We start from the raw sequence: 25418 nt of genomic DNA, 5'->3' as shown, positions 1-25418 counted from the left end.
ATTCTTGAAAGTCCTTGCAACTTCCCTATTGAATTATGTATAATGGAAAAAAGGCATCAGGGGTGAGGGAATTGGAAAACAATTATTCATATGCCGAGTTCTTAAAAGCCGTGGGAAAAAACAGCTCTTCTTTACAAGCCGAAAAGCTGTTGAATGACATTTACATGGACTTGTTCCTGAACCATATTCATCGTGAGCAGACGAAAAAACGTCTTCTGGCGCTTATCGATCTTGCGCTTGATGAAAAGAATGAGTCTGCATTTAAAGAGTTTACGGACGAGTTGTTACGAGTGGAAGAAAACTAAAAGTGTTTAGCGGGCCTCCCGATAGGAAACTATCGGAGTAGGCCCGTTTTTTATTTTTAGGGATTCATGTAAGTAAATTGCACCTGGGTGAAATTACGAATGGATTTTCAATTGTGCATAGTAACATTAACTCCTCATCGAATCCGCCGGAGGTTTGACTTGAATCAGCACTGTGTTTGGACTCCTTCTTATTGAAAGGCTTTTCTGGTATTCAACTCGCAGTTAATAAAAGAGGGGGGGCTGTTGCTGAATTAAGTTAAAACACATGTTCCCTTATTTCTTTCGACTTGTGAAAGTCTATGGTAAAATATAAGTAATTCATATTGGGAGGGACGCCGTTATGGTCCAAAATTTCGAACTGCAAGCTCCTTATGTTCCTTTAGGCGACCAGCCCGCAGCTATTTCAAAGCTTGTCGAAGGAATCGAGCAAGGCAAAAAGCATCAAACATTATTAGGCGCTACGGGAACAGGTAAAACATTCACTGTTTCTAACGTCGTGACGGAAATCAATAAACCTACCCTCGTCATTGCACATAACAAGACGTTGGCAGGTCAATTATATAGTGAGTTTAAAGAGTTTTTTCCAAATAACGCAGTAGAATACTTTGTCAGTTTCTATGATTACTATCAACCTGAAGCGTATGTACCGCACACGGATACATTTATTGAGAAAGACGCGACGATTAACGATGAAATCGATAAACTTCGCCACTCGGCGACTTCTTCGTTATTCGAACGGAAAGATGTACTAATCGTTGCATCTGTATCATGTATCTACGGGTTAGGTTCGCCGGAGGAATATGGTAAGCACGTTGTTTCTTTGCGAAGTGGTATGGAAATCGGTAGAAACGAACTACTTAGGCAGTTCGTTGACAATCAATACTCCAGAAATGATATTAGCTTCACACGTGGTACTTTCCGCGTTAGAGGGGATGTTGTGGAAATTTTTCCGGCATCACAAGATGAGAATTGTATACGGATTGAGTTTTTCGGAGATGAAATCGATCGGTTACGTGAAGTTGACGCGCTGACAGGTGAGATATTAGGAGAGCGATCGCATGTTGCGATCTATCCTAATTCCCACTTCGTAACAGGCGATGAAAAACTGCAGAAGGCAATTTTAAATATTGAAGTTGAATTGGAAGAGCGACTAAAGGTACTGAGAAAAAACGACAAATTGCTCGAAGCACAGCGATTGGAACAACGAACCCGCTACGATTTAGAAATGATGCGGGAAATGGGCTTCTGTTCGGGAATTGAAAACTACTCCAGGCACTTAACATTGCAGCCACCCGGAGCAACACCTTTCACGCTTCTTGACTATTTCCCAGATGATTTCCTACTCGTTGTCGACGAAAGTCATGTCACCTTGCCGCAGATACGCGGTATGTACAACGGAGACCAGGCGAGGAAGAATGTGCTTGTTGAACATGGTTTCCGTCTACCTTCTGCTTTGGATAACAGGCCGTTGAGGTTCGAAGAGTTTGAAGAATTCATCCATCAAGGGATTTATGTATCCGCGACTCCAGGTCCATATGAAATCGAGCATACACCTGAAATGGTTGAACAGATTATTCGGCCGACTGGTTTACTCGATCCAATCATCGAAGTCCGTCCGATCGAAGGGCAGATTGACGATTTAATCGGTGAAATCAACGAGCGTACAAAGCGTAACGAACGGGTATTGATAACCACATTAACGAAAAAGATGTCAGAAGATCTGACAGACTACTTAAAAGATATCGGCATCAAAGTGAACTATTTACATTCAGAAATAAAAACATTAGAACGAATTGAAATTATCCGTGAGCTACGGCTTGGGACATACGACGTCCTCGTTGGCATCAACTTGCTCAGAGAAGGTATTGACATTCCAGAAGTGTCTTTAGTGACGATTCTAGACGCGGATAAAGAAGGATTCCTGCGTTCAGAACGAGCATTAATCCAGACAATCGGTCGTGCTGCCCGAAACTCAGAAGGTCGAGTGATCATGTATGCAGATCGCTATACAGATTCCATGAAAAAGGCGATCGATGAAACAAACAGACGCCGTGAAATTCAAAAAGCTTACAATGAAAAGCATGGGATTACGCCTACGACAATTAAGAAGAAAATCCGTGACGTCATACGGGCTACACAAGTCGTGGAAGATGACACGTCGATTATCGATAAAGTGACGAAAGGCAAGAAGTTATCGAAAGACGAAAAGACAAAGCTGCTTATTTCGCTTGAAAAAGAAATGAAAGCATCTGCTAAAGCACTCGATTTTGAAAGAGCCGCACAGTTGCGCGATACGATATTAGAATTGAAGGCTGAAGGGTGACAACAAAATGAAAAACACAGAAATAGTTATTCAAGGAGCGCGTGCACATAATTTGAAAGATATCGATGTGAAGATTCCCCGTGACCAGCTTGTTGTTATGACAGGGTTGTCAGGTTCGGGTAAATCTTCGCTTGCATTCGATACGATTTATGCCGAAGGGCAAAGAAGATATGTCGAATCGCTATCGGCTTATGCGAGACAGTTTCTTGGTCAGATGGACAAACCTGATGTGGATGTAATTGAAGGCTTGTCCCCCGCAATTTCAATCGATCAGAAAACGACGAGCCGAAACCCGAGGTCGACTGTCGGAACGGTCACGGAGATATCCGATTATTTGCGACTCTTGTTTGCAAGAATCGGTAAACCAATTTGTCCGATTCATGGAACAGAAATTACTTCGCAAACGATTGAGCAAATGGTCGATCGCATTATGCAACTGCCGGACCGTTCACGTCTTCAAATTCTTGCGCCGGTCATATCAGGCCGGAAAGGGACGCATGCCAAACTGCTGGAAGATATTAAAAAGCAAGGATATGTAAGGGTTAGAGTAAATGGCGAGGTAATTGACCTCGACGACAATATCGAGTTGAACAAAAACAAGAAGCACACAATAGAAGTAGTCATTGACCGTATTGTCGTGAAGGAAGGAATCGAATCACGGCTGAGTGATTCACTTGAATCAGCGTTAAGGCTAGCTGACGGGACAGTACTTGTCGATGTTATGGAAGTGGAAGAATTGTTGTTTAGTGAACATCATGCGTGTCCACTATGCGGGTTCTCGATCGGTGAACTCGAGCCAAGAATGTTTTCATTTAACAGTCCATTCGGCGCTTGCCCAGAATGCGATGGACTCGGTACAAAATTAGAAGTCGATCCTGACCTTGTGATTCCTGATTCATCTGTTTCACTGAATGATGGAGCAATTGTCCCCTGGATTCCAACAAGTTCGCAATACTATCCGGAATTGTTGAAGACAATCTGTAAACATTTCAAAATTCCGATGAATGTCCCTGTCAGTGAATTATCCGATGAGGATCTCAAAATCATTCTTCACGGATCAAAAGAAGAAAAAATTAACTTTAAATATACAAATGAATTTGGAAATACTCGTGTGAATAATATCTATTTCGAAGGTGTGCTCTCGAACGTCGAACGTCGTTTCAAAGAGACATCATCGGATTATATTCGAGAACAGATGGAAAAGTATATGGGAACGCGTCCATGCCCTAGCTGTGATGGCTACAGATTGAAAGAGGAGTCACTCGCGGTGAAAGTGAATGACGTCCATATCGGTCAAGTGAGCAATTTATCGATTACGGAAGCGGATGGTTTCTTTAAAAATCTTGAGCTGTCAGAGAAGGATATGCAGATTGCGAAACTCATTTTGCGTGAAATCGGAGAACGTATCGGTTTTCTCATTAACGTTGGACTCGATTATTTGACGCTATCACGAGCGGCAGGAACACTGTCGGGTGGAGAAGCTCAACGGATCCGTCTAGCGACGCAAATTGGCTCACGGTTAACTGGCGTCCTTTATATTCTCGATGAGCCATCGATCGGGCTTCACCAACGAGATAACGACCGACTCATCGGTACATTGAAAAGTATGCGTGATATCGGTAATACGCTTATTGTCGTCGAGCATGATGAGGATACGATGATGGCAGCTGATTATCTAATTGATATCGGGCCTGGGGCAGGCGCTGCCGGGGGACAAATCGTATCTGCCGGAACACCTGCTGAAGTGATGAACGATCCTACTTCATTGACGGGGCAATACTTAAGTGGAAAGCAATTCATCCCGCTGCCGATTGAACGCAGGAAATCCGATGGACGTATGATTTCAATCAGAGGTGCACAGGAAAACAATCTGAAGAAAGTCAGCGTCGATTTTCCATTGGGGCAATTCATCGCAGTTACCGGTGTATCAGGTTCGGGGAAAAGTACTCTGGTGAATGAAGTGCTTTATAAAGTACTCGCGCAAAAGTTGAACCGGTCTAAACAGAAACCGGGCCAATTTGAGTCTGTTAGCGGTTTGGAAGAACTGGAGAAAGTGATAGAAATCGATCAGTCGCCAATCGGCAGAACACCGAGATCCAACCCTGCAACATATACAAGTTTGTTCGATGACGTCAGAGATGTCTATGCGATGACGAACGAAGCAAAAGTGCGCGGCTATAAGAAAGGCCGTTTTAGTTTCAATGTCAAAGGTGGAAGATGTGAGGCGTGCCATGGTGATGGAATTATCAAAATTGAAATGCACTTCTTGCCGGATGTTTATGTGCCGTGTGAAGTTTGTCACGGAAAACGGTATAACCGTGAAACATTGGAAGTGACCTATAAAGGGAAGAATATTGCAGATGTCCTTTCGATGACAGTGGAAGATGCATTGGTGTTCTTTGAAAACATCCCGAAAATCAGTCGGAAGCTTCAAACAATCGTTGATGTAGGTCTCGGATATATCCAACTTGGACAGCCGGCGACCACTTTATCAGGCGGAGAAGCACAGCGGGTGAAACTGGCATCTGAATTGCATAAGCGGTCAAACGGTAAGTCGTTTTATATATTGGACGAACCGACGACCGGATTACACGTCCATGACATTGAAAAACTTCTAGAAGTATTGCAGCGTCTTGTCGATTCGGGCAACACGGTTCTTGTCATCGAACATAATCTGGACGTCATTAAAACGGTCGATCATATTATCGATCTCGGACCTGAAGGCGGTGATAAGGGCGGGCAGATCATTGCAACAGGAACACCTGAAAAGGTGGCCACGTCTAAAAAATCCTATACAGGCTATTATCTGAAGCCAATCTTAGAACGTGACCGGCAACGGATGAAAGATAAGATCGACAAGGCGGAGCATTGAAAGTTTGAAACTTTATGACGCGCCGCTCGTATATATAGATAGGGATTGTGGGAACTAACAAGTTTTGAGCGCTCTCACAAGATTGAAAGCCAAAGCATACAAACTAGGAGGCGGAATGATGCAAAACGAACGCAAACGTATTTTGACCATGCTGGAGAACGGCACAATATCTATGGATGAGGCTTTGACGCTATTAGAAAATTTAGATGGAAACTCGAAAAAGGTAAAAGAGGAAGTCGAATTTCGACAGAAGCAGACCGATGAAACGAAGTCGGAAAACAATAACAAGACAGATAGCGCAGAAGAGGATGGCGGCTTTACAGGCAAGAATGACCAAATTCCTCCAATGGATGAATTTATCGAAGATATTCGGAAGGATTTTGTCACTGTCGGTGATCGTTTCATGCAATTCATGCAAACAGCAGTAACGAAGATGAAAGATTTTGATTTTGACTCACCGTTCGGCAACAGCACGACTTTCCACCATACAGTGACAAAGCCTGCAGAGAAGTTAGATGAAATTCTCATCGACATCGATCACGGGAGTGTCATTTTGCAAACAACGGATGCAGATGAGGTACGTGCGGAGTTCACGGTGAAGTCTTACAATAGCAAGACGGAAGAGGAAGCGAAGAAAGAATTTCTTAACAAGATGATTTGCATGGTGGATGAAGGGAAGTTCAGAGTACTGAGTGATCAAAAGTTCAATCAGGTGAATGTCGATCTCTTCATACCGAAGCAGCAATACGATAAAATATCTGTTAAATTACTCAATGGGAACTTCAATTTACAAGATGCTGCAGTCGATCGTCTGTATGCGAAGACGGCAAACGGCAAAGTGGACATTGAGCGAGTGAAATTCAAAGAAGCTGATCTTGAAACAGGGAACGGTTCAATCCGCCTGAATGACAGTGACGGTGAAGTGGTAGAAGCTGAAACGATTAACGGGCGTGTGTATTTGTCCGGTAATCTGAAAGATGTCGAAGCAAAATCATTGAACGGGCATGTTGTCGTTACAACGACCGATAAAACAGCTCAAAAGATTGATGCAAAGACAGTGAGTGGCTCAGTGGAAATGTATATTCCTTCTCAAGTAGCGCTTGAAGGTGAGATCTCAACAAATATGGGCCGATTGGATTTGCAGTTGCATGATATTACAAAAACAGTCGAGCAAGAACAGTTTTTACAGCGGACTGTCCGATTCAATAAATCTGTAGAAGGCTCAGCAATGCCACTTTATGTACAAGGTGAAGCAAAGACTGGATCTGTCATCGTCTGCTATACAGTCGATCACAACTAAATGAATCCGACACAAATAATAAGGAACCCACTTCTATCAAACTGAAGTGGGTTCCTTTTCGCTATTACCTACATCATCTTCTATAAAGCCAATTCCTAATACCGAACGCAATCGCACGGGCACACTGCATCTGGTATTCTTTATGTAACAGAAGGTTTGCTTCTTCACGGTTTGTCATGAATCCGCATTCCACAAGAACGGCAGGCATTGTTGTCTCTCGCAGCACGGCGAAATCGGCGGTCTTCAAACCGCGGTTTTTCCGATTGGTCGCTTGTAACAACGATTCGTGTATAAGGATTCCAAGTGATTTTGTCTTTTGGGCGGCTGAAGGGTATATATACGTTTCGATTCCTTGCGCATCATTCCACTGGGATCCAAATGCATTGGCGTGAATGGATACAAAAAGCTGTGCATTTACTTTGTTTGCGAATAATGTCCTGTTTTTCAAAGGGACGTCCATTGTTGTATCATGCGAAAAAAGTACTTCCATACCCTGGGAAACAAGGAGTTCTTTTGCGAACTGTGCCACCTTCTGATTAAAATGAAATTCTCTCAACAGACCATCAGGTGATCTTTTTCCTGGTGTCTGAGGGCCGTGTCCGGCATCCAATATAATTGTCATGTTCTTTCCCCCCTTTGAATTATATATAGGGAAAAGATCGAACGAAGTGGACAGATTTGGACCGAATTGATTTCAAATGAGACGGTTCATGGTAAAATGGTGCATAGTAATCTTGAAAGTTTAAGGAGGCGGCGAACAGATGTCGATTGTGACAGTGAAAGATGTCCAGGAACATTTCGGGCTGGAACTGCTCGGAGGCCATGGAGGGATCAATCGAAATATCGTCACTAGCGACATATCACGGCCTGGTTTAGAGATGGCCGGCTACTTTGATTTTTATCCCGCTACGCGAATGCAACTGTTTGGTAAAACGGAAATATCATTTTTCAACAAGTTATCCTCGGAAGAACGGATGGACCGGGTCGATCGGCTATACACGGAAGAGACGCCCGCCTTTATTATTGCTCACCAGATTGAATGTCCTGTTGAATTTTTGCAATTGGCTGAGGAACGTAATATCGCTGTTTTACAAACAGAAAATCCTACGACTCGATTTTCTGGCATGCTGACGAATTATTTGGAAGGCCGATTGGCTCCGATGACAACATTGCATGGTGTTCTCGTTGATGTCTACGGTATCGGTGTTCTCATTACAGGGAAAAGTGGCGTTGGGAAGAGTGAAACTGCACTGGAACTTGTGAAAAGAGGGCATCGACTCATTGCAGATGATGCAGTGGAAATTAGACAAGTCGCTAAAAACATTCTGATTGGAAATCCCCCGAAAATTCTTCGGCATATGTTGGAAATACGGGGCGTCGGAATTATCGATATGATGAACCTATTCGGTGCCAGTGCCGTGAAGGATGATAAGCGGGTTTTAATGGTTATTGATCTGGAGGCGTGGGATCCAGACAAAGTGTATGATCGGTTGGGAATTGATGAAGATAAGCAGAAAATCATCGATTCTGAAATTACGAAGCTTACGGTTCCAGTCAGACCAGGCAGGAACTTATCTGTCATTATTGAAGTAGCGGCGATGGACTATCGGATGAAAAAATTAGGGGTCAATGCGGCCGAAACATTTACGAAGAAATTGGATTTAGCAATTCGAGAAGAACAAGGCGAATTCGATAAAGAGGGGACAGAGTGAACTAATGTTTGATTTATTGGCGATTAACCCGACGGCTTTCCATTTGGGGCCGATTCCGATCCAGTGGTATGGAATTTTGATAACGACTGGAATCATACTTGCATTTATTGTTGTTCAAAAAGAAATGGTGAAACGGGGCATGCATCCAGATTTCCTGACAGATCTTCTAATTTGGGCAGTGCCGATTTCGATTGTCAGTGCAAGAATCTATTATGTTGTCTTCTCGTGGAGTTCCTATAAAGACACACCTGCAGATGTTTTCAAAATCTGGGAAGGTGGAATTGCGATTCACGGTGCGTTAATCGGTGCTTTTTTGACGACATACATTTACACGAAGCGAAGAGGCATTTCGTTTTGGAAAGTGGCTGATATCGCAGCTCCTGGTATATTGATCGGTCAAATTATCGGCAGATGGGGCAATTTCATTAATCAGGAAGCACATGGCGGCCCGGTTTCTGAGAAGTTTTTAGAGAACACGATTATTCCGGACTGGATTATGAATCAGATGACGAAAGATGGTGTAACGTATCATCCGACATTTCTGTATGAGTCTTTATGGAATCTCGTAGGTCTTGTGATTATCCTGCTGTTGCGTAAAGTAATGTTAAAACGAGGCGAAATGTTCTTGTTTTACTTGACTTGGTACTCAATAGGCCGCTACTTCATAGAAGGAATGCGGACGGACAGTTTGTACGGCGGCGATTTACGAGCCGCACAAATCGTATCAATACTTACGATTATCGTAGCGGTATCGCTGTTCATTTACAGAAGATATATTCAAAAGGTGAACGTTCATTACCAAGATAAATAAGAAGAGGGTTGGGGAAATGGGGACATTGCGGAGTGGCTTGAAGGCGGGACTAAAGACGACATGGACATTGGGAAAAATCATCTTCCCGATTACGTTGCTCCTTGTCATTTTGCAACATACGCCTGTATTGCCTTGGATTGTAAAACTTGTTTCGCCAATTATGGGGATATTTGGTTTAAGTGGTAAAGCGGCGATCCCGTTAGTTTTAGGGAATGCTTTGAATTTATATGCAGGAATTGCAGGCATATTATCATTAGATCTCACCGTCAAAGAGGTTTTCATCCTCGCTGTTATGCTCAGTTTTGCACATAATATTTTCATTGAAACAGGTGTTGCTTTAAAAGTCGGTGTGAAACTGTGGGTCGTATTAGTTGTTCGGTTCGGATTAGCTGCATTTTCTGCTATCATCATCAATCTGTTTTGGAATGGTGGGGCGGAAATTGCGCAATACGGTATGGCGCCTGAAGTCGTCGCGGTGCCAGTCGGATGGTTGGCAATTGGCTTGTTGGGCTTGCAAAAAGCATCATTTGGCGTGTTGCAACTTGCCTTAATCGTTATTCCGTTAATGATTTTCGTGCAATTTTTGAAAGACCGACAGTATTTACAGAAGTTTTCGGAGAAACTTGCTCCTTTCACGAAAATAATCGGTGTCCAGCCGAATGCTTCAATGACATTGGTTGCAGGATTGGTCATCGGATTGGCTTACGGGGCAGGCGTCATGATCCAAGCCGTGCAAGAAGATGGGGTAAGCAAGAAGGATGCGACGCTTGCATTCATCTTCCTCATTGCGTGTCATGCCGTTGTTGAAGATACACTTATATTCATACCACTCGGCATACCGGTGCTGCCTTTACTTATTATTCGGCTTGTCACAGCTTTCGTTTTAACGATAGCGGTCGCGTATATGTGGAGAAAGAATGAACGGCGAAAGGAAAAGGAGGTCGCGGTGCTCAATGGCTAAAATTACAACATTACTTTTCGATTTTGACGGGACGTTACTTGATACGAATGAATTGATCATCCAGACGTTCCAAACGGTACTGGATGATCATTATCCCGGAAAGTTTACGAGAGCGCATATCCTTCCATTCTTAGGTCCTCCGTTGATAGAATCGTTCACACGTGTTGATCCGGCGAAAACAGACGAACTGATTCAAGCATACAGAAGCTGGAATCTTGCGAATCATGATAGGTTATCCAAAGAATTCGATGGTGTGAATGAGACATTGAAAGAATTAAAAAAGCGCGGGATGAAAATGGCGGTTGTCTCAACGAAAAGGAATAACATGCTTTGGAAAGGACTCGATCTGCTCGCGATTGGAGAGTTGTTCGATACGGTCATCGGTTTGGATGATGTGACAGCCCCAAAACCGGATCCCGAGCCGATTCTATTGGCGTTGGAACGGTTAGGATCCACTCCTGAGGAATCGATAATGATTGGTGATAATTCTCATGACATCCTAGGCGGAAAAAATGCAGGAGTTCGCACTGCGGGAGTTGCTTGGTCAATAAAAGGTGAAGCGTTCATGCGGGAGCTAGAACCTGACTACATACTGCACCATATATCTGATTTACTGCGAATAACAACGGAGACAGACAGGTGAGGCGCACAGACCGGTTTCCTGCGAAAGGAGATGCGAACTCCCTTTGGCATATTTATAAGACCGTCTCATTTTTCAAAGTAGCAAAAAACTTCTTGTTCATCCAAATCGGCAGATATACACCATTCATGTCTATGAAGAACTTCATCTACCGAACGTTTTTGGGCATGAAAATTGGTAAAAAAACTTCCTTCGCCTTGATGGTTATGCCGGATACGATGTTTCCTGAACGAATTACCGTCGGAAACAATTCGATTATCGGTTTTAATACGACCATTCTTGCGCATGAATATTTGATTGAGGAATATCGGATCGGTGATGTCGTCATTGGTAATCGTGTGATGATTGGTGCAAATACGACCATCCTCCCAGGGGTTGAAATCGGAGATGGTGCCATTGTCTCGGCGGCATCACTCGTCAATCGGGACATTCCTGCCGGGTCTCTCGCGGGCGGCAATCCGGTGAAAATCATTTACACTGCTGAACAGATGGAACAGCGTCGACAGACCAGCTTATCCCGAAACACCAAGAATTTAGGATGACGGACTGAAAAGTTATGCTATAATGAAAATAACTAACGGAAGGGACGTTTAAACGTTCCTTCTAATTTTTTCGGAGGAATTTGATTGGACAAAAAGCATAAAAACATAGATAAGAAAATAATTTCATTTATTCCTGACGGTGAATTCTATTATCAAAAAGGTCTTAAAGCGATGCAAAGGGAACGCTTAGATGAGGCGCATAAATACTTGCAGAGGGCGGTTGAACTAAGTCCAAACGACCCACTCATCCTTATGCAATACGGCATTCTTATAATGGAAGAGGGTATGTTCGAGGAAGCATATGAAATCCTTTCCGCTGCACATGGCCTAGATCCTGCCCAAGAGGACATCATCTTCTATCTAGCTGAAGTACATGCACATCTGGGTCTTCTTAGAGATGCGAAAATCTATGCTGAAAAGTATATATCATTGGCACCAGATGGCCCGTTAGCGGATGATTCGATGGAAATTATCGATTTTGCTGAACAGGAAGAAGCATTTTTCCAAGATGATGAAATGCCGGACAGTGAAGTGTATTTTCTTCAGGAGAAAGCGCGTAGACTTATGGAGTCAGGGGATTTCGAGGAAGCGATAGAAATTCTTGAAGCGATTATCGTCGATTATCCAGACTTCTGGGCTGCTTATAATAATCTCGCGCTGGCCTATTTCTATGTTGGCAAAATTAATCCGGCAAAGGAACTGCTCTACGACGTACTGGATAAGAACAAAGGGAATATCCATGCGTTGTGCAATCTTGCCGTCTTTTATTACTATGAAAAGGAGAAGGACGAGCTGGAAGAAATGCTCGAACTTCTTTTGAAAATCAAGCCTTATCAATTCGTGCACCGCTACAAACTCGGTGCAACATTCGCTTTGGTCGGCAAGCATAAAGAAGCATACGGCTGGTTGCGAAGCTTACAGCGAAGAGGTTTTGAAGGCGATGCGGGCTATTATTTCTGGCTCGCTCATTCTGCTTATTTCTCTGGCAACGAAACGGTCGCGAAAGAATCATATAAAAGGCTAGTCGAACTCGATCCGAGCAAAGAAGGCCTTGAACCATGGAAGAACGTGGATGCATCAAGTAAGTTGGAGTCTTACGAACAAGACAGAGATTTTTTGTTGAGCAAAATCACAAATAAGTACCGCAGTGAACGGTTACTCGGTTTTTATTTGTTAGGGAAGTCTGCGCATAAGCAGGAAATCATTTCACATCCTACACTTATCGACATCGATAAGCTGAGCGTCATTGAGCAACTTTTCCTGGCGCAGAGCCTCAACTATGATTTTAAAGTTGAGAATGAATTCGATCACTCATTTATGCGGGCTGTGGAAACAACAGATTTAATCTATGACAATTATAAACCATTAAATAAACAAGGTACGCATTTGTTTCAAATGTGGTTTACGCTTTGCGAAATGGCATTGCTCCGATCCTATCCGTTTCGCAATCCAGCTGCATTGGCTGCAGCGACGGATTATATGTTCCAATCTTCCCGTTACAAAGGTGTCACAAAGAAGGCAGTTGCTGAAACTTATGGCATATCCGTCCCTACATTGACGAAATATGTCAGTGAATTGATTGAATTTCTGCCACATTTCAATGCTTAATTGACTAGGGAAACCACTCATACAGGCAGAAAGATTGATTGGCAGCTTAAAATCTTATACGATTTATACAGTAGTATAAGAAGTGTAGTGGAGGAGGAATTGCAATGACAACTGAGACAGAAAAAATATATGATGTCATTATTATAGGTGCTGGGCCTGCGGGATTGACTGCTGCAGTTTACACATCAAGAGCGAATCTTTCAACGTTAATGTTGGAACGAGGGATTCCCGGCGGACAAATGGCCAATACGGAAGAGGTCGAAAACTATCCTGGATTTGAAACGATTCTAGGACCAGATCTATCTAAGAAGATGTATGATCATGCAAAACTGTTCGGAGCTGAATATGCATACGGTGACGTTACCGATGTCATTGATGGCGAAGCCTATAAAACAATTATCGCTGGAAAAAAAGAATATAAAGCACGCGCAATCATTATCACGACAGGTGCGGAATATAGAAAAATGGACGTTCCGGGCGAAAAAGAACTGACTGGACGCGGCGTGAGCTATTGTGCAGTTTGTGACGGTGCATTCTTTAAAAACAAAGAAATCGTCGTCATCGGTGGTGGAGACTCAGCTGTTGAAGAAGGCTCGTACTTGACGCGTTTTGCAGATAAAGTCACAATCATTCACAGACGTGATGAGCTCCGTGCACAGAAAATCCTTCAAGACCGCGCGTTCGCGAACGACAAAATCGATTTCATCTGGAATTCGACTGTTAAACAAGTGAATGATAAAGACGGTAAAATCGGTTCTGTTACACTCGTATCAACTGTGGATGGAACAGAGAAGGTTATGGAGACGGAAGGAATGTTCGTTTATATTGGAATGGATCCATTAACGGCTCCATTCGAAAAACTCGGCATTTTGGACGAAAATGGATACATCCTGACGAACGAAGACATGGAAACAACAGTACCTGGTATTTATGCTGCAGGTGACGTTCGCCAGAAATTGCTTCGTCAGATTGTTACAGCAACAGGCGATGGTAGTATCGCAGCACAAGCTTCCCAGAAATATATCGAAGAACTTGCAGAGAAATTGGCTGCAGAAGTATAAAAGCGAAAAAGAGTGGCCTTGGCCATTCTTTTTTTACAAAAAATAGTTGTTAGAATCAAACGTCAATTGCGATAAGTTTAATAACATTACACTTTACACATACAAACGAAGTTGAATCTCTAGTTTGTATTCCAGCAGATTGAAATTGGAATATACTAGTCTAGTCTATTCGAAAACGAAACGAGTCAGTGAACATGCAAGGTCAAAGAGTTGGGGGTAAAGTTTCAAAATAATAGGTGAGGGAATAGTGAAGAACAGATAATACTGAAAGGAAGTTGAATGGAATGGGGAAATTTATAAAAGCAGTTGGAGCAGCGGGAGTCGTAGCAGGATCCGTATATCTATCAAAAAGCGAAAATAGAAAGAAGGTAAAGGGACAACTGAACAAAGTTGTAAACAATTTGAATAAAGGTTATGTAAAAAACCTAGGTAAACCAACGGATATAGATGATTCTGAAATGGTAGATGAAGGTGCTTTGACAAGTATTAAGTATTATAATAATCTTCAACAGAAATCCGAAAATAATCAATCTTGATAAACTGAAAACGGTGAATGAGGGGCGATTTTTCGAACGATGGAAAGAAGATAGTGAAACCATAAAAGTAGAAGAAATGGTAAAGTTAACACAACCTTAATATTGTTGTAACCTTTATGCAATACAATAAGGTTATAGTAAAAGCATCAATTGACCCCCCTTTTGATATAGCATGTTTTAAAGACGATCTGCCAAATAACCGGCAGGTGGTCTTCTTTTTTTGTCGTTTACTTCACAAACATTGTATAATGATACTATACGTTCTAAAAAAGAAAGAGGAATCCCCATGCAAAGAATCGCGAATTTACTTGTCATGAAAGACAATCAGGTCCTTTTATTGAAAAAACCGCGAAGAGACTGGTATGTTGCACCCGGTGGAAAAATGGATTCTGGTGAATCAATTTATGAAGCGGCGGTCCGTGAATTTGAAGAAGAGACGGGCGCTATAGCTGTAGGTCCTCAAGTAAAAGGCATTTACACGATGATGATCATTGATCCCCATACGAAAGAACTGCTCAATGAATGGATGCTCTATACATTCATCGCCAAAGATCTATTGGGAACGCCGTATGAATCCAATCGGGAAGGTTTGCTAGAATGGCATCCCGTAGAAAGCTTGAAAACCCTGCCGATGGCGGAAGGTGATCGATCGAATTTGTTATATGCAGTCTCCCAATCCGGCATACAATATGGTACATTCTATTATACAGAAGAGTTTGAACTATTGGAGGAGCGTTTGCAAAATTCAATGGAAGGTGATTTAAACTAATGGATAACAAATTGCCGAACAGTGATGTAGAACTAGTCATCATAACAGGAATGTCAGGAGCAGGAAAAACGGTTGCTATGCAAAGCTTCGAGGATCTCGGGTTTTATTGCATCGACAATTTACCACCTGAACTGTTAGTTACATTTTTGGATTTGATGATGAAATCGGAGAACAAAATGAGAAGAATAGCCGCGGTGATGGATACGCGAGGCGGCGATCTATTTGACTCCTTGATAGGCGCTTTGGACGATATGATGAAGATGGACGGGGTTTCGACGAAACTGCTATTCCTTGAAGCGGATGATGAAACACTTGTCAGACGTTATAAAGAATCCAGGCGTTCACATCCGCTTGCAGAAGGTGGTCTGCCTCTTACGGGCATACGTAAGGAAAGAACGCTACTGTCAGAGCTAAGAGGACGTGCCAGATCCATTTACAATACATCAGAATTGAAACCACGGGCATTGCGTGAAAAAATCATGTCCACATTTTCTTCCAAAGAAGATACTGCCTTTACACTGAATTTCATATCGTTCGGCTTTAAGCATGGCATGCCAATAGATGCTGACGTCGTTTTCGATGTGCGCTTTCTACCCAACCCTTTTTATATTGACGAGCTAAAACCGAAGACAGGGCTGGACAAAGATGTATATGAATACGTGTTGAAATGGAACGATACCCAAATGCTCATCGAAAAGCTTACGGATCTGTTCAAGTTCCTAATTCCGCAATATAAGAATGAAGGCAAATCCCAAGTTGTAATCGCGTTCGGCTGTACAGGCGGTCAACACCGTTCCGTTACGTTAGCGGAGTTTTTCGGAGCTCGTTTCAAAGAAGAATACAAGACCATCATCACACATCGTGATCTGGACAAGAGGAAGGGCTGATGCTATGTTGCAATCCGGTAGCAATAGAAAAATAGTCGTCTTTGGAGGCGGAACCGGATTGTCCACATTGCTTCGTGGATTGAAATCGTATGATGTCGATCTGACTGCAATTGTCACAGTTGCGGATGACGGAGGAAGTTCCGGTAGGTTATTAGATCAATACAATATTCCGCCACCTGGAGATATAAGACAAGTCATGGCAGCGCTTTCAGATGTGGAACCGCTTATTGAGAAAATGTTCCAATACCGATTTGCGACTTCGGATGACTTAAAAGGTCACTCACTCGGAAATCTTATGTTGGCAGCGTTGACGGACATTACAGGGGATTTTGCGGGTGCGATTCAGAAGATGGGCCAAATATTAAACATCAAAGGAAACGTATTGCCTGCAGCAAACCAAAGAATCACCTTGCATGCCGAGCTGGATGATGGCACAATTGTAACCGGCGAGTCAAAAATACCTGTATATGGACGTAAAATTCGGAAAGTATATGTTTCTCCCCAAGAAGTCGAACCGTTGCCTGAAACGGTAAAAGCGATTAAGGAAGCGGATTTGATTATCTTTGGACCTGGCAGCTTGTATACGAGCATATTACCTACGATACTTGTTAGAGCGATTAAAGACGCTGTTCTCGCGTGTAATGCGCGTAAAGTGTATATTAGTAATCTGACGATGCAAGCTGGAGAGACATCTCAGTATACAGCTTCCGAACATGTCAATGCTTTATATGACCATGCAGGGAGCGAATTCCTGGATACAATTCTGTTGAATGTAACTGATTTTAAATCTTTATATCAAGATAGTGAAGCGATTGAACCGCAAATTCCTGTAGAAAATGATATCGAAGCACTGAATCTGCTTGTGCCGAATGTTGTGTTAAAAGACATCTCGACCATCTCGGAAGGTCGTATCGTACATGATGCAGAAAAGGTAGCGGCTTGGATTATGGACTATATGGAAAGTGCAATCAGTAGCGAGTAGACTTGATCATCGCCGAGAGAGAGGGGGAAAGTCATGTCTTTTGCATCAGAAGTAAAAAAGGAACTGACACAATTCGAGTCAAATGATTGTTGTGTAAAAGCGGAAATTGCGGCTTTTATCCGAATGAATGGCGCATTATCGTTTTCCAACAAACAGTTAAGTTTGGATGTGCAGACGGAAAACGCAGCAATTGCAAGAAGACTTTACTCCAATATTAAACGTTTGTACCCATTTAAAGTCGAATTGCTCGTACGTAAGAAAATGAGGCTCAAGAAAAACAATGTCTACATATGCCGTATCCGTGATGGTGCGAAACAGTTACTTGAGGATCTCTATATCCTCACAGGCACATTCCAATTCAAAAATGAAATTGTGCCTGAACTCGTAAAAAAGAAATGTTGTCAACGTTCTTATTTGAGAGGCGCATTCCTTGCGGGGGGTTCGGTTAACAATCCGGAGACATCATCCTATCATTTGGAAGTATTCTCAGTTTATAAAGAACATAGCGAAGCGCTTGTGGAATTGATGAATCGTTACCAATTGAACGGGAAATCGATTGAACGGAAAAAAGGGTATATTGCTTATTTAAAAGAAGCCGAGAAGATTTCGGATTTCCTTGGAATTATCGGTGCGCATGTTTCATTGATGAAATTTGAAGACGTACGGATTTTGCGTGATATGCGAAATAGTGTAAACCGTTTGGTGAATTGTGAAACGGCTAATATGAATAAAACCATTGGAGCTGCACAACGCCAAGTTGAAAATATAAAGTTCATCCAAAATACAATTGGTCTAGATCAACTCCCGGACCGCTTACAAGAAATTGCGCATTTACGTATTACCTATCAAGATGTCACATTAAAAGAACTTGGTGAAATGGTAACGGGTGGTACAGTTAGCAAATCAGGTGTGAATCACCGATTACGAAAAATCGAGGAGATTGCAGATAATCTTCGCGTCGGAGGAATTGCCAGCCGATAAATCTGGCGAGAAGAGAAAGGGGACTAGGGTATATGGCGGAAAAAACAGTTGAAGTAAAAATGAAAACAGGTTTACAAGCTAGACAAGCTGCACTATTTGTTCAAGAAGCGAATAAATTCAGTGCGGATGTTTTTATTAAGAAAGAGGATCGCCAAGTGAATGCGAAAAGCATCATGGGTGTTATGAGTTTGGCAATTGCAAGAGGCACAGATGTGACGTTGATCGCTGAAGGCATCGACGAAGACCAGGCAATCGATACGCTCACATTGCTTGTGGAAAAGGAAAACTGATAAGTGAATTCGCCGTTTCAACAAAATGGAACGGCTTAAACGCTTATTCAGACGTTTACATAAAAAAAAAGCTGTAACCATGAACGTTCCATGATTACAAGCTTCTTTTTGTATACGGATATGCCCTCGGCGGGAGTCGAACCCACATTTTGAGCTTCGGAGGCTCACGTGCTATCCATTGCACCACGAGGACGGATTATTGTTGCTCTATGCAACAGACAAACTCAATTATACAAACTGGTCGACATGAAAGCAAGACATATTTACTTTTTGCTGAAGAATCCTGAATGATAGACAACGAAAACGGGTATACAAGTTTTTTGGAAGTCTCTTATCATATTGTGTATAAGTGATACCGTTTTCTCTTACTAGCAAAACAATCTATTGTAAAGCGTTATATTTGACCTTTATTGACCATAGTATGTATGATAGAAGTACAGTTGGAACAGAGGGTTTCAACAGTAGTCTAAATTCGATCCATCCAAAAGGAGGAAATAACATGAACCTAATACCTACAGTTATTGAACAGACAACACGGGGAGAGCGTGCATATGATATCTATTCCCGTTTATTGAAAGACCGTATTATCATGCTTGGTAGCGCTATTGATGATAACGTTGCAAACTCTATCGTAGCACAGTTGCTATTCCTGGAAGCTGAAGATCCTGAAAAAGACGTATCCATCTATATTAACAGCCCGGGCGGCAGCATTACAGCCGGTATGGCAATCTATGATACGATGCAGTTCATCAAACCTGATATCCAGACGATTTGTATTGGTATGGCTGCATCAATGGGCTCATTCCTATTGACTGCTGGAACGAAAGGTAAACGTTACGCATTGCCTAACGCAGAAGTAATGATTCACCAACCACTTGGTGGAGCACAAGGGCAAGCAACTGAAATTGAAATTGCTGCAAAACGCATCCTCTTCCTTCGTGAGAAATTGAACGGAATTTTGGCGGAGCGTACTGGTCAGACAATCGATGTCATTGCAAAAGATACAGACCGTGATAACTTCATGACTGCTGAACGTGCGAAGGAGTATGGTTTAATTGACCATATCATCACACGCAGCGACATGAAAAAAGACATTGAAAAATAAAACACTTTTAAACCGGCCCCTAACTTTGGAGCCGGTTTTTTCGTCTCGATAAATAATGGAATGAATCCTTTTCCGCTGTCATACGTAACCTATATAGCAAGAAGTTTAGGCGGTCTATTAAAAAGGGTATTGCCAACTAAAGTGAATTAGGGAGTGAGATGGATGAAAAAAGTATTGGGACCTATAGCAATCATCGTCGTTATTTTAGTCGTGCTCGGCGTCATGCTCGTGCCGAAGTATAACAAGTTTGTCAATCTGGAAGAGAATGTAGACCAGTCGTATGCGCAAGTTGAAACGCAACTTCAACGCAGAATCGATCTGATTCCGAACTTGGTCAATACTGTAAAAGGGTATGCAAGTCATGAAAAAGAAGTCATTAAAGACATTTCAGATGCGCGCGCGAAACTTTCAGGAGCACGTGGACCGGAAGAACAAGCTGCGGCAGACGGTGAGCTTTCGAATGCATTGGGCAGATTATTAGTTGTCGTAGAAAACTATCCTGATTTGAAAGCAAATCAGAACTTTGCACAATTGATGGATGAACTGGCCGGTACAGAAAATCGTATTAGTGTGGCCCGTAAAGATTATAACGATGTAGTAGCCGATTATAACCGACAGATCAAGCGTTTTCCCGGCAAGATTGTCGCGTCGATGTTCGGATTTGATAAGAAAGAATATTTTAAAGCTGATGTAGCTGCGAACGAAGCACCTGAAGTCGATTTCGGAGATAACAGCGATTGATCCGTAAGGCATTAGGCTTTGCGACTGCACTATGTTTGATCCTGGCCATGACAACGCATGTGGCGTTCGCAGCTGACGTCCCGCGATGGAACCCTTCAGATTATTATATACAGGATCATGCAGGCATCTTGTCCGCTGAACAGACGGCAGAGTTGAACAGGCTCGGTAAGCAGTTGAATGAAGCGACTGGCGCTGAGCTCGCCGTGCTTACATTGCCGAGTATCGGCGACGACCCGATAGAGGATTTCGCGATAAAGGCGTTGAGAGAATACAAACTAGGCAAATCTGAAGAGGATAATGGTGCTCTATTAGTCGTCACGACGATTCCTAATTCAGACGATAACCGTCATTTTAGACTTGAGGTCGGTTATGGACTTGAAGGTGCATTACCGGATGGTAAAGTAGGCCGGATATTAGATGAAGTTGCGATACCTTATTTGAAACCTGGTGTAGAAAGACCGGACATGGCAATTATGGAAGCCTATAAATCTTATTACAACGAAATTGCTGCTGAATATGGGTGGGACGGCGAAGTGGCTGAAGTCCATACACTTGCCAACGAAGGTGGGGGATCAGGCTTTGGCCTTCCTTCTCCTATCATCCTTTTCCTTATCATCTACATCATCTTCCGTGTATTACGAGGCGGGGGTGGCGGTGGACCAGGCGGACGCAGAAGAAGCGGTCCAATCTTCTTCCCAGGCTCATTCGGTGGAGGTGGCGGTTTCGGAGGCGGAGGCGGCTTTGGCGGTGGTTCCGGAGGCGGAGGCTTCAGCGGCGGCGGTGGATCCGGCGGAGGCGGCGGAGCAGGCCGGAGTTGGTAATCACTAAAGCGGAGACCGGCGTTAAGGCTCGACAGGCGCTGGAAGGAAGGAAAAAAAGGCGCCCTTTGCCTTTTCTTCCATCCTGAAGCGACCCGAGAGCCTGCCGGTCGTAGCGAAGCGAGTTACGAAGAACTCGCTTTGCCGTATTTCTGCGACCTTTGCAGAAATTAAGGCACCGTTTTTGTTACGAAGAACTCGCTTTGCCGTATTTCTGCGATCTTTGCAGAAATTAAGGCACCGGTTTTTATTCCAAAAGCACTTTGGAATTAAAGCACTAGCTCTACTAATCACTAATCGAAAATTAATGACATTCCATACATTGTACGGAATGTCATTTTTCATTTATACTGAAGAAAAAGTAATGAGGTGGTCAATGATGCATGTCCAATTGTATTCGAAGAAGAACTGCGAATTATGTGATGAGGCCGAATTGATGATGAAACTGGTTCAGGAAGATTTCCCGTTGACGTGGACGACAATTGATATCGAGTCGGATGATGACATTCATGAAAAGTATATGCTGATGATTCCTGTCATTGAGAAGGATGAACAAGTACTGGCATTTGGTAAAATTGGCTACATTGACCTTGTTGAACTTTTTTAAAGCAATTCAAATGTTTGAACAATTCGCAGTGGTGGTATATACTTGTAGTATAGATAGTATTTTTTTGATCTAGGTGGGACGATAAATTTGTAGGTGGGCAATAAACGACCTACCTAAAGGAGAGGCTTTCCTTGAACTCGGAATTACTCGAGGCACAACGAAAGCTTGTGCCGGAAATGATGGATCTATTGCAACAACGTTTTAAGGTTTTAAAATTCATTGAAATGTCAGGTCCAATCGGCAGACGGCCATTGAGCATAATGGCAGACATGTCGGAACGGGAATGTAGAAACGTGATGGAGAGTCTTCGGTCGTTGAACTTAATTCGTATTGCGAAGGAAGGAACAACAATCACCGGGGATGGGGCAGACGTACTCGCTTCACTTCAACCGAGCATCGACGAGTGGACCGGTCATAATCGTATGGAAAGTAAGTTAAGGACACTGCTCGGCATACGAGAAGTGAAAATTGTAACTGGCAATAGCGATACAAATGATTCCGTCAAAGAATTATTGGCAAATGAAGCTGCAAAGCAATTCACCGCGTCAATCGGGGACGGAAAACTCGTTGCTGTCACTGGCGGTACTTCGGTTGCATCGATTCCGAACTATATACAGCCTTTTACTAATGGCGAAGAACTACACTTCATCGCCGCTAGAGGTGGAATCGGAAATGATATCGGATTGCAGGCGAATAGTATCGCAGCCACTTTTGCGAAAGCATGTGGTGGAACGTATAGCACATTCTACTATCCCGAATCGTTGAGTGAAGAAGCACATGAAGTATTCAAACGCGAGCCAGCTGCGATTGAAATGATCAAACAGTATGAAGAAACCGATTGTGTCATCCATGGTATCGGGGACGCACTCCGCATGGCAGATATGCGGGGAACACCAGAAGATGTGAAACGACTTTTGCAAGAAAGTGATGCAAAAGGTGAAGCATTCGGATTTTATTTCAATGAAGTTGGCGATATTGTTCACAGGATTACGACTGTCGGCATTCAGACGAGTCAATTAGAAAAAGTACCACTTATTCTTGCTGTAGCAGGTGGCAAGGCTAAGGCGAAAGCGATTCTCTCTTATATGGCGAGCGCGCCTGGGCAAACGATTCTAGTGACAGATGAAGGAGCCGCATTGGCGATGCTTGAAAAATTGGAACGATCATAAAAATTGGAGGAAATAAAAATGACTATAAAAATGGCGATTAATGGTTTTGGACGTATTGGAAGAGTAGTATTCCGCGAAGCAAGCAAGCATGACAATATTGAAATTGTAGCGGTCAATGATTTGACAGATTCTGCGATGTTAGCACATTTATTGAAATATGATTCCGTACACGGAACGTTTGATGCTGAAGTTGGATCAGAAGAAGGGTACCTCGTTGTAAATGGGAAAAAGATTAAAGTATATGCTGAAAAAGACCCTGCTCAACTCCCTTGGGGTGAGTTGGATGTTGATGTGGTCATCGAGTCAACAGGCGTATTCAGAGATGAAAAAGGGTTAATGAAACATATCGAAGCAGGCGCGAAGAAAGTCATTCTGTCCTCTCCGGCTAAAGGCGATGTAAAAACACTTGTCATGGGTGTAAACGAAAATGAATACGACCCACAAAATGATAAAGTTATTTCAAATGCTTCATGTACAACAAATTGTCTCGCGCCTGTCGTTAAAGTGTTGAACGATAAGTTTGGTGTTAAACGCGGCATGATGACGACGATCCATTCGTATACAAATGACCAGCGCATTCTCGATCTACCGCATGACGATTACCGCAGAGCGAGAGCGGCAGCTGAATCCATGATTCCTACAACGACAGGTGCTGCATCGGCAGTGACGAAAGTAATTCCTGCGTTAAAAGGAAAATTGGATGGGATGGCTGTACGCGTACCAACGCCAAACGTTTCACTCGTCGATTTCGTTGCTGAACTTTCTACAGACGTTACTGTAGAAGATGTGAACAGTGCGTTGAAAGAAGCTTCTGAGAACGAATTAAAAGATATTCTGTTCTATAATGAAATCCCACTTGTTTCAAGAGACTATAATGGAAATACAGCATCTTCAACAGTGGACGGTCTATCGACGATGGTAATGGAAGACAATTTAGTGAAAGTAATCTCATGGTATGACAATGAAACAGGTTATTCCGCACGTTGTATCGACTTGGCGCTCTATATGAATGAAAAAGGAATCTGACTACCTGAAAATATATAAAACATAGCCAATCCCATGGCGACACCTTATAATAGATAAATGGGTAGGAGGAACGGTTCAACCCGTTCCTTTTTTGATATATACGCATGGGAAACGGATGGAGGAAAGACATACATCCGCTATTCATAGCGTTTAAATTCTCGGAGGTGTGCAGTTTACATGAATGCCAAACAGACGATCAAAGATATGGACGTAAAGGGAAAACGCGTTTTTTGCCGGGTGGATTTCAACGTCCCGATGGAAGACGGAAAAGTGACAGATGACAATCGAATCCGTGGCGCTGTGCCGACAATTGAATTTTTAGTGGAGCAAGGCGCAAAAGTGATTCTTGCAAGCCATCTCGGACGGCCAAAAGGTGAAGTGAACGAGGAATTGCGATTGACGAGCGTCGGTGAACGCCTGTCGGAACTTCTTGGTAAAGACGTAAAGAAGCTAGATACATCAATTGGCGAAGAAGTTGAAAACGCAGTAGCAGAGATGAAAAACGGCGATATCGTACTTCTTGAAAATGTGCGTTTCCATGCAGGAGAAGAGAAAAATGACACTGAACTTGCGAAGAAGTTTGCTAATTTTGCGGATGTCTTTGTCAACGATGCATTTGGTGCCGCACATCGTGCACACGCTTCGACTGCTGGCATTGCGGAATTCATCCCTGGCGTCAGTGGCTTCCTGCTTGAAAAAGAGCTGGATGTCCTTGGGAAAGCTTTATCCGATCCAGATCGTCCGTTCACCGCAATTATTGGTGGGGCTAAAGTGAAGGATAAGATCGGTGTCATTGATAACTTATTGGACAATGTCGACAATCTGTTGATCGGCGGCGGTCTTAGTTATACATTCACAAAAGCGCAAGGGTATGAAACAGGCAACTCCTTAGTGGAAGAAGACAAAATTGAATTGGCACAGTCATTCATCCAAAAAGCGAAAGAGAAGAACGTCAATCTCTATTTGCCGGTTGATGCGGTCGTAGCGGATGCGTTTTCCGCAGAAGCAAACGTACAAACTGTGAAAATTGATGGAATACAAGACGGTTGGATGGGGCTTGATATCGGACCGGAAACAGCAAAAATTTATGCCGACGTCATTAACGAGTCCAAACTAGTCATTTGGAACGGACCAATGGGCGTTTTTGAAATGGCTCCATTTGCGGCAGGTACGAAACAAGTCGCAGAAGCAATGGCTGAAACAGAAAGCTATACCGTCATTGGTGGAGGCGATTCAGCTGCTGCGGTTGAAAAGTTCAATGTCGCGGACAAAATGGATCATGTGTCCACAGGCGGAGGCGCTTCTTTGGAATTTATGGAAGGCAAAGAGTTACCAGGAGTAACTGTACTGCAGGATAAATGACAGGAGGGGT

25 protein-coding genes and 1 tRNA gene are annotated in these 25418 nt (G+C 43.0%); 24 read left to right on the top strand and 2 right to left on the bottom strand.

Annotation, left to right across the window (positions count from 1 at the left end; all coding sequences use genetic code 11):
- Positions 1-62: 62 nt before the first annotated feature.
- The 4 genes from QWT69_RS11640 (at position 63) to QWT69_RS11625 (ending at position 6800) form a co-directional block, all read left to right on the top strand.
- A complete protein-coding gene (locus QWT69_RS11640; protein WP_431312281.1) occupies positions 63-305 on the top strand; it encodes an IDEAL domain-containing protein in 243 nt (80 codons plus the stop codon).
- 340 nt (positions 306-645) lie between these two features.
- The gene (gene uvrB / locus QWT69_RS11635; protein WP_317965865.1) at positions 646-2628 is read left to right on the top strand and encodes an excinuclease ABC subunit UvrB; all 1983 of its coding nucleotides are present in this window, start codon (positions 646-648) and stop codon (positions 2626-2628) included.
- 7 nt (positions 2629-2635) lie between these two features.
- The gene (uvrA, locus tag QWT69_RS11630) at positions 2636-5500 is read left to right on the top strand and encodes an excinuclease ABC subunit UvrA (RefSeq protein ID WP_317965863.1); all 2865 of its coding nucleotides are present in this window, start codon (positions 2636-2638) and stop codon (positions 5498-5500) included.
- A gap of 115 nt (positions 5501-5615) precedes the next feature.
- Entirely contained in the window at positions 5616-6800 is a 1185-nt protein-coding gene (locus QWT69_RS11625) for a DUF4097 family beta strand repeat-containing protein (protein ID WP_317965861.1), read from the top strand.
- A gap of 73 nt (positions 6801-6873) precedes the next feature.
- Here QWT69_RS11625 and QWT69_RS11620 read toward each other — a convergent pair whose 3' ends face one another.
- Entirely contained in the window at positions 6874-7422 is a 549-nt protein-coding gene (locus QWT69_RS11620) for an N-acetylmuramoyl-L-alanine amidase family protein (RefSeq protein ID WP_317965859.1), read from the bottom strand.
- 139 nt (positions 7423-7561) lie between these two features.
- On the opposite strand from QWT69_RS11620, the gene hprK reads away from it, so the two are divergent.
- The 13 genes from hprK to QWT69_RS11555 all read left to right on the top strand — a co-directional run bounded on the left by hprK (position 7562) and on the right by QWT69_RS11555 (position 18580).
- Entirely contained in the window at positions 7562-8512 is a 951-nt protein-coding gene (hprK, locus tag QWT69_RS11615; protein WP_317965857.1) for an HPr(Ser) kinase/phosphatase, read from the top strand.
- Between the two features lie 4 nt (positions 8513-8516).
- Entirely contained in the window at positions 8517-9323 is an 807-nt protein-coding gene (gene lgt, locus QWT69_RS11610; RefSeq protein WP_317965855.1) for a prolipoprotein diacylglyceryl transferase, read from the top strand.
- A 16-nt stretch (positions 9324-9339) separates the two neighbouring features.
- Complete coding sequence (locus QWT69_RS11605; protein ID WP_317965853.1) at positions 9340-10284, top strand: nucleoside recognition domain-containing protein; 945 nt, start codon at positions 9340-9342, stop codon at positions 10282-10284.
- Positions 10277-10927 carry a pyrophosphatase PpaX gene (gene ppaX / locus QWT69_RS11600; RefSeq protein ID WP_317965851.1) on the top strand — a complete coding sequence of 217 codons (651 nt, stop codon included), beginning with the start codon at positions 10277-10279 and terminating at the stop codon, positions 10925-10927. The genes QWT69_RS11605 and ppaX overlap by 8 nt, the downstream gene beginning before the upstream one ends.
- The gene (locus QWT69_RS11595) at positions 10924-11466 is read left to right on the top strand and encodes an acyltransferase (protein WP_317965849.1); all 543 of its coding nucleotides are present in this window, start codon (positions 10924-10926) and stop codon (positions 11464-11466) included. The genes ppaX and QWT69_RS11595 overlap by 4 nt, the downstream gene beginning before the upstream one ends.
- Positions 11467-11550: 84 nt before the next feature.
- On the top strand, positions 11551-13074 hold the full coding sequence (locus tag QWT69_RS11590; protein ID WP_317965847.1) for a tetratricopeptide repeat protein: 1524 nt from the start codon (positions 11551-11553) through the stop codon (positions 13072-13074).
- Between the two features lie 104 nt (positions 13075-13178).
- Positions 13179-14135, top strand: a complete 957-nt coding sequence (gene trxB, locus QWT69_RS11585) for a thioredoxin-disulfide reductase (RefSeq protein ID WP_317965845.1) — start codon at positions 13179-13181, stop codon at positions 14133-14135.
- 284 nt (positions 14136-14419) lie between these two features.
- Positions 14420-14671 (top strand): hypothetical protein, encoded by a 252-nt coding sequence (locus tag QWT69_RS11580; protein WP_317965843.1) that lies wholly within the window; start codon positions 14420-14422, stop codon positions 14669-14671.
- 286 nt (positions 14672-14957) lie between these two features.
- Positions 14958-15440, top strand: coding sequence for an NUDIX hydrolase (locus QWT69_RS11575; protein ID WP_317965841.1), 483 nt, complete (start codon positions 14958-14960; stop codon positions 15438-15440).
- The gene (gene rapZ, locus QWT69_RS11570; protein WP_317965839.1) at positions 15440-16327 is read left to right on the top strand and encodes an RNase adapter RapZ; all 888 of its coding nucleotides are present in this window, start codon (positions 15440-15442) and stop codon (positions 16325-16327) included. Before QWT69_RS11575 ends, rapZ begins: the two co-directional genes overlap by 1 nt.
- Before the next feature lie 4 nt (positions 16328-16331).
- Entirely contained in the window at positions 16332-17309 is a 978-nt protein-coding gene (locus QWT69_RS11565; RefSeq protein WP_317965837.1) for a gluconeogenesis factor YvcK family protein, read from the top strand.
- Positions 17310-17342: 33 nt separating this feature from the next.
- On the top strand, positions 17343-18290 hold the full coding sequence (gene whiA / locus QWT69_RS11560; RefSeq protein WP_317965835.1) for a DNA-binding protein WhiA: 948 nt from the start codon (positions 17343-17345) through the stop codon (positions 18288-18290).
- Positions 18291-18322: 32 nt separating this feature from the next.
- A complete protein-coding gene (locus QWT69_RS11555; protein ID WP_317965833.1) occupies positions 18323-18580 on the top strand; it encodes an HPr family phosphocarrier protein in 258 nt (85 codons plus the stop codon).
- 121 nt (positions 18581-18701) lie between these two features.
- Here QWT69_RS11555 and QWT69_RS11550 read toward each other — a convergent pair.
- Positions 18702-18773, bottom strand: a tRNA-Arg gene (locus tag QWT69_RS11550).
- A 306-nt stretch (positions 18774-19079) separates the two neighbouring features.
- Here QWT69_RS11550 and clpP point away from each other — a divergent pair.
- The 7 genes from clpP to QWT69_RS11515 all read left to right on the top strand — a co-directional run bounded on the left by clpP (position 19080) and on the right by QWT69_RS11515 (position 25408).
- Positions 19080-19685: an ATP-dependent Clp endopeptidase proteolytic subunit ClpP gene (gene clpP, locus QWT69_RS11545; RefSeq protein WP_317965831.1), complete on the top strand. Its 606-nt coding sequence runs from the start codon at positions 19080-19082 to the stop codon at positions 19683-19685.
- A 162-nt stretch (positions 19686-19847) separates the two neighbouring features.
- The gene (locus QWT69_RS11540) at positions 19848-20426 is read left to right on the top strand and encodes a LemA family protein (protein ID WP_317965829.1); all 579 of its coding nucleotides are present in this window, start codon (positions 19848-19850) and stop codon (positions 20424-20426) included.
- Positions 20423-21247 carry a TPM domain-containing protein gene (locus QWT69_RS11535; RefSeq protein ID WP_317965827.1) on the top strand — a complete coding sequence of 275 codons (825 nt, stop codon included), beginning with the start codon at positions 20423-20425 and terminating at the stop codon, positions 21245-21247. The genes QWT69_RS11540 and QWT69_RS11535 overlap by 4 nt, the downstream gene beginning before the upstream one ends.
- Positions 21248-21680: 433 nt before the next feature.
- Positions 21681-21851 (top strand): thioredoxin domain-containing protein, encoded by a 171-nt coding sequence (locus QWT69_RS11530; protein ID WP_317965825.1) that lies wholly within the window; start codon positions 21681-21683, stop codon positions 21849-21851.
- 131 nt (positions 21852-21982) lie between these two features.
- Positions 21983-23020: a sugar-binding transcriptional regulator gene (locus QWT69_RS11525; protein WP_317965823.1), complete on the top strand. Its 1038-nt coding sequence runs from the start codon at positions 21983-21985 to the stop codon at positions 23018-23020.
- A gap of 18 nt (positions 23021-23038) precedes the next feature.
- A complete protein-coding gene (gene gap, locus QWT69_RS11520) occupies positions 23039-24046 on the top strand; it encodes a type I glyceraldehyde-3-phosphate dehydrogenase (protein WP_317965821.1) in 1008 nt (335 codons plus the stop codon).
- Between the two features lie 177 nt (positions 24047-24223).
- Positions 24224-25408: a phosphoglycerate kinase gene (locus QWT69_RS11515; protein WP_317965819.1), complete on the top strand. Its 1185-nt coding sequence runs from the start codon at positions 24224-24226 to the stop codon at positions 25406-25408.
- The last annotated feature ends 10 nt before the right edge of the window (positions 25409-25418 follow it).

The sequence above is a fragment of the Sporosarcina oncorhynchi genome (assembly GCF_033304615.1).
Taxonomy (GTDB): Bacteria; Bacillota; Bacilli; order Bacillales_A; family Planococcaceae; genus Sporosarcina; species Sporosarcina oncorhynchi.
The sequence above is the reverse complement of the archived record's forward strand: the minus strand, read 5'-3'. Positions and strand labels throughout refer to the sequence as shown.

Bases quoted from the DNA above. Each gene is read 5' to 3' on its own strand.
- QWT69_RS11540 (WP_317965829.1), top strand. From the start codon at position 19,848: ATGAAAAAAGTATTGGGACCTATAGCAATCATCGTCGTTATTTTAGTC.
- QWT69_RS11530 (WP_317965825.1), top strand. From the start codon at position 21,681: ATGATGAAACTGGTTCAGGAAGATTTCCCGTTGACGTGGACGACAATT.
- gap (WP_317965821.1), top strand. From the start codon at position 23,039: ATGACTATAAAAATGGCGATTAATGGTTTTGGACGTATTGGAAGAGTA.
- QWT69_RS11605 (WP_317965853.1), top strand. From the start codon at position 9,340: ATGGGGACATTGCGGAGTGGCTTGAAGGCGGGACTAAAGACGACATGG.
- whiA (WP_317965835.1), top strand. From the start codon at position 17,343: ATGTCTTTTGCATCAGAAGTAAAAAAGGAACTGACACAATTCGAGTCA.
- lgt (WP_317965855.1), top strand. From the start codon at position 8,517: ATGTTTGATTTATTGGCGATTAACCCGACGGCTTTCCATTTGGGGCCG.
- QWT69_RS11515 (WP_317965819.1), top strand. From the start codon at position 24,224: ATGAATGCCAAACAGACGATCAAAGATATGGACGTAAAGGGAAAACGC.
- ppaX (WP_317965851.1), top strand. From the start codon at position 10,277: ATGGCTAAAATTACAACATTACTTTTCGATTTTGACGGGACGTTACTT.
- QWT69_RS11580 (WP_317965843.1), top strand. From the start codon at position 14,420: ATGGGGAAATTTATAAAAGCAGTTGGAGCAGCGGGAGTCGTAGCAGGA.
- clpP (WP_317965831.1), top strand. From the start codon at position 19,080: ATGAACCTAATACCTACAGTTATTGAACAGACAACACGGGGAGAGCGT.
- QWT69_RS11575 (WP_317965841.1), top strand. From the start codon at position 14,958: ATGCAAAGAATCGCGAATTTACTTGTCATGAAAGACAATCAGGTCCTT.
- hprK (WP_317965857.1), top strand. From the start codon at position 7,562: ATGTCGATTGTGACAGTGAAAGATGTCCAGGAACATTTCGGGCTGGAA.
- QWT69_RS11555 (WP_317965833.1), top strand. From the start codon at position 18,323: ATGGCGGAAAAAACAGTTGAAGTAAAAATGAAAACAGGTTTACAAGCT.
- rapZ (WP_317965839.1), top strand. From the start codon at position 15,440: ATGGATAACAAATTGCCGAACAGTGATGTAGAACTAGTCATCATAACA.
- QWT69_RS11625 (WP_317965861.1), top strand. From the start codon at position 5,616: ATGATGCAAAACGAACGCAAACGTATTTTGACCATGCTGGAGAACGGC.
- uvrB (WP_317965865.1), top strand. From the start codon at position 646: ATGGTCCAAAATTTCGAACTGCAAGCTCCTTATGTTCCTTTAGGCGAC.
- uvrA (WP_317965863.1), top strand. From the start codon at position 2,636: ATGAAAAACACAGAAATAGTTATTCAAGGAGCGCGTGCACATAATTTG.
- QWT69_RS11565 (WP_317965837.1), top strand. From the start codon at position 16,332: ATGTTGCAATCCGGTAGCAATAGAAAAATAGTCGTCTTTGGAGGCGGA.
- trxB (WP_317965845.1), top strand. From the start codon at position 13,179: ATGACAACTGAGACAGAAAAAATATATGATGTCATTATTATAGGTGCT.
- QWT69_RS11620 (WP_317965859.1), bottom strand. From the start codon at position 7,422: ATGACAATTATATTGGATGCCGGACACGGCCCTCAGACACCAGGAAAA.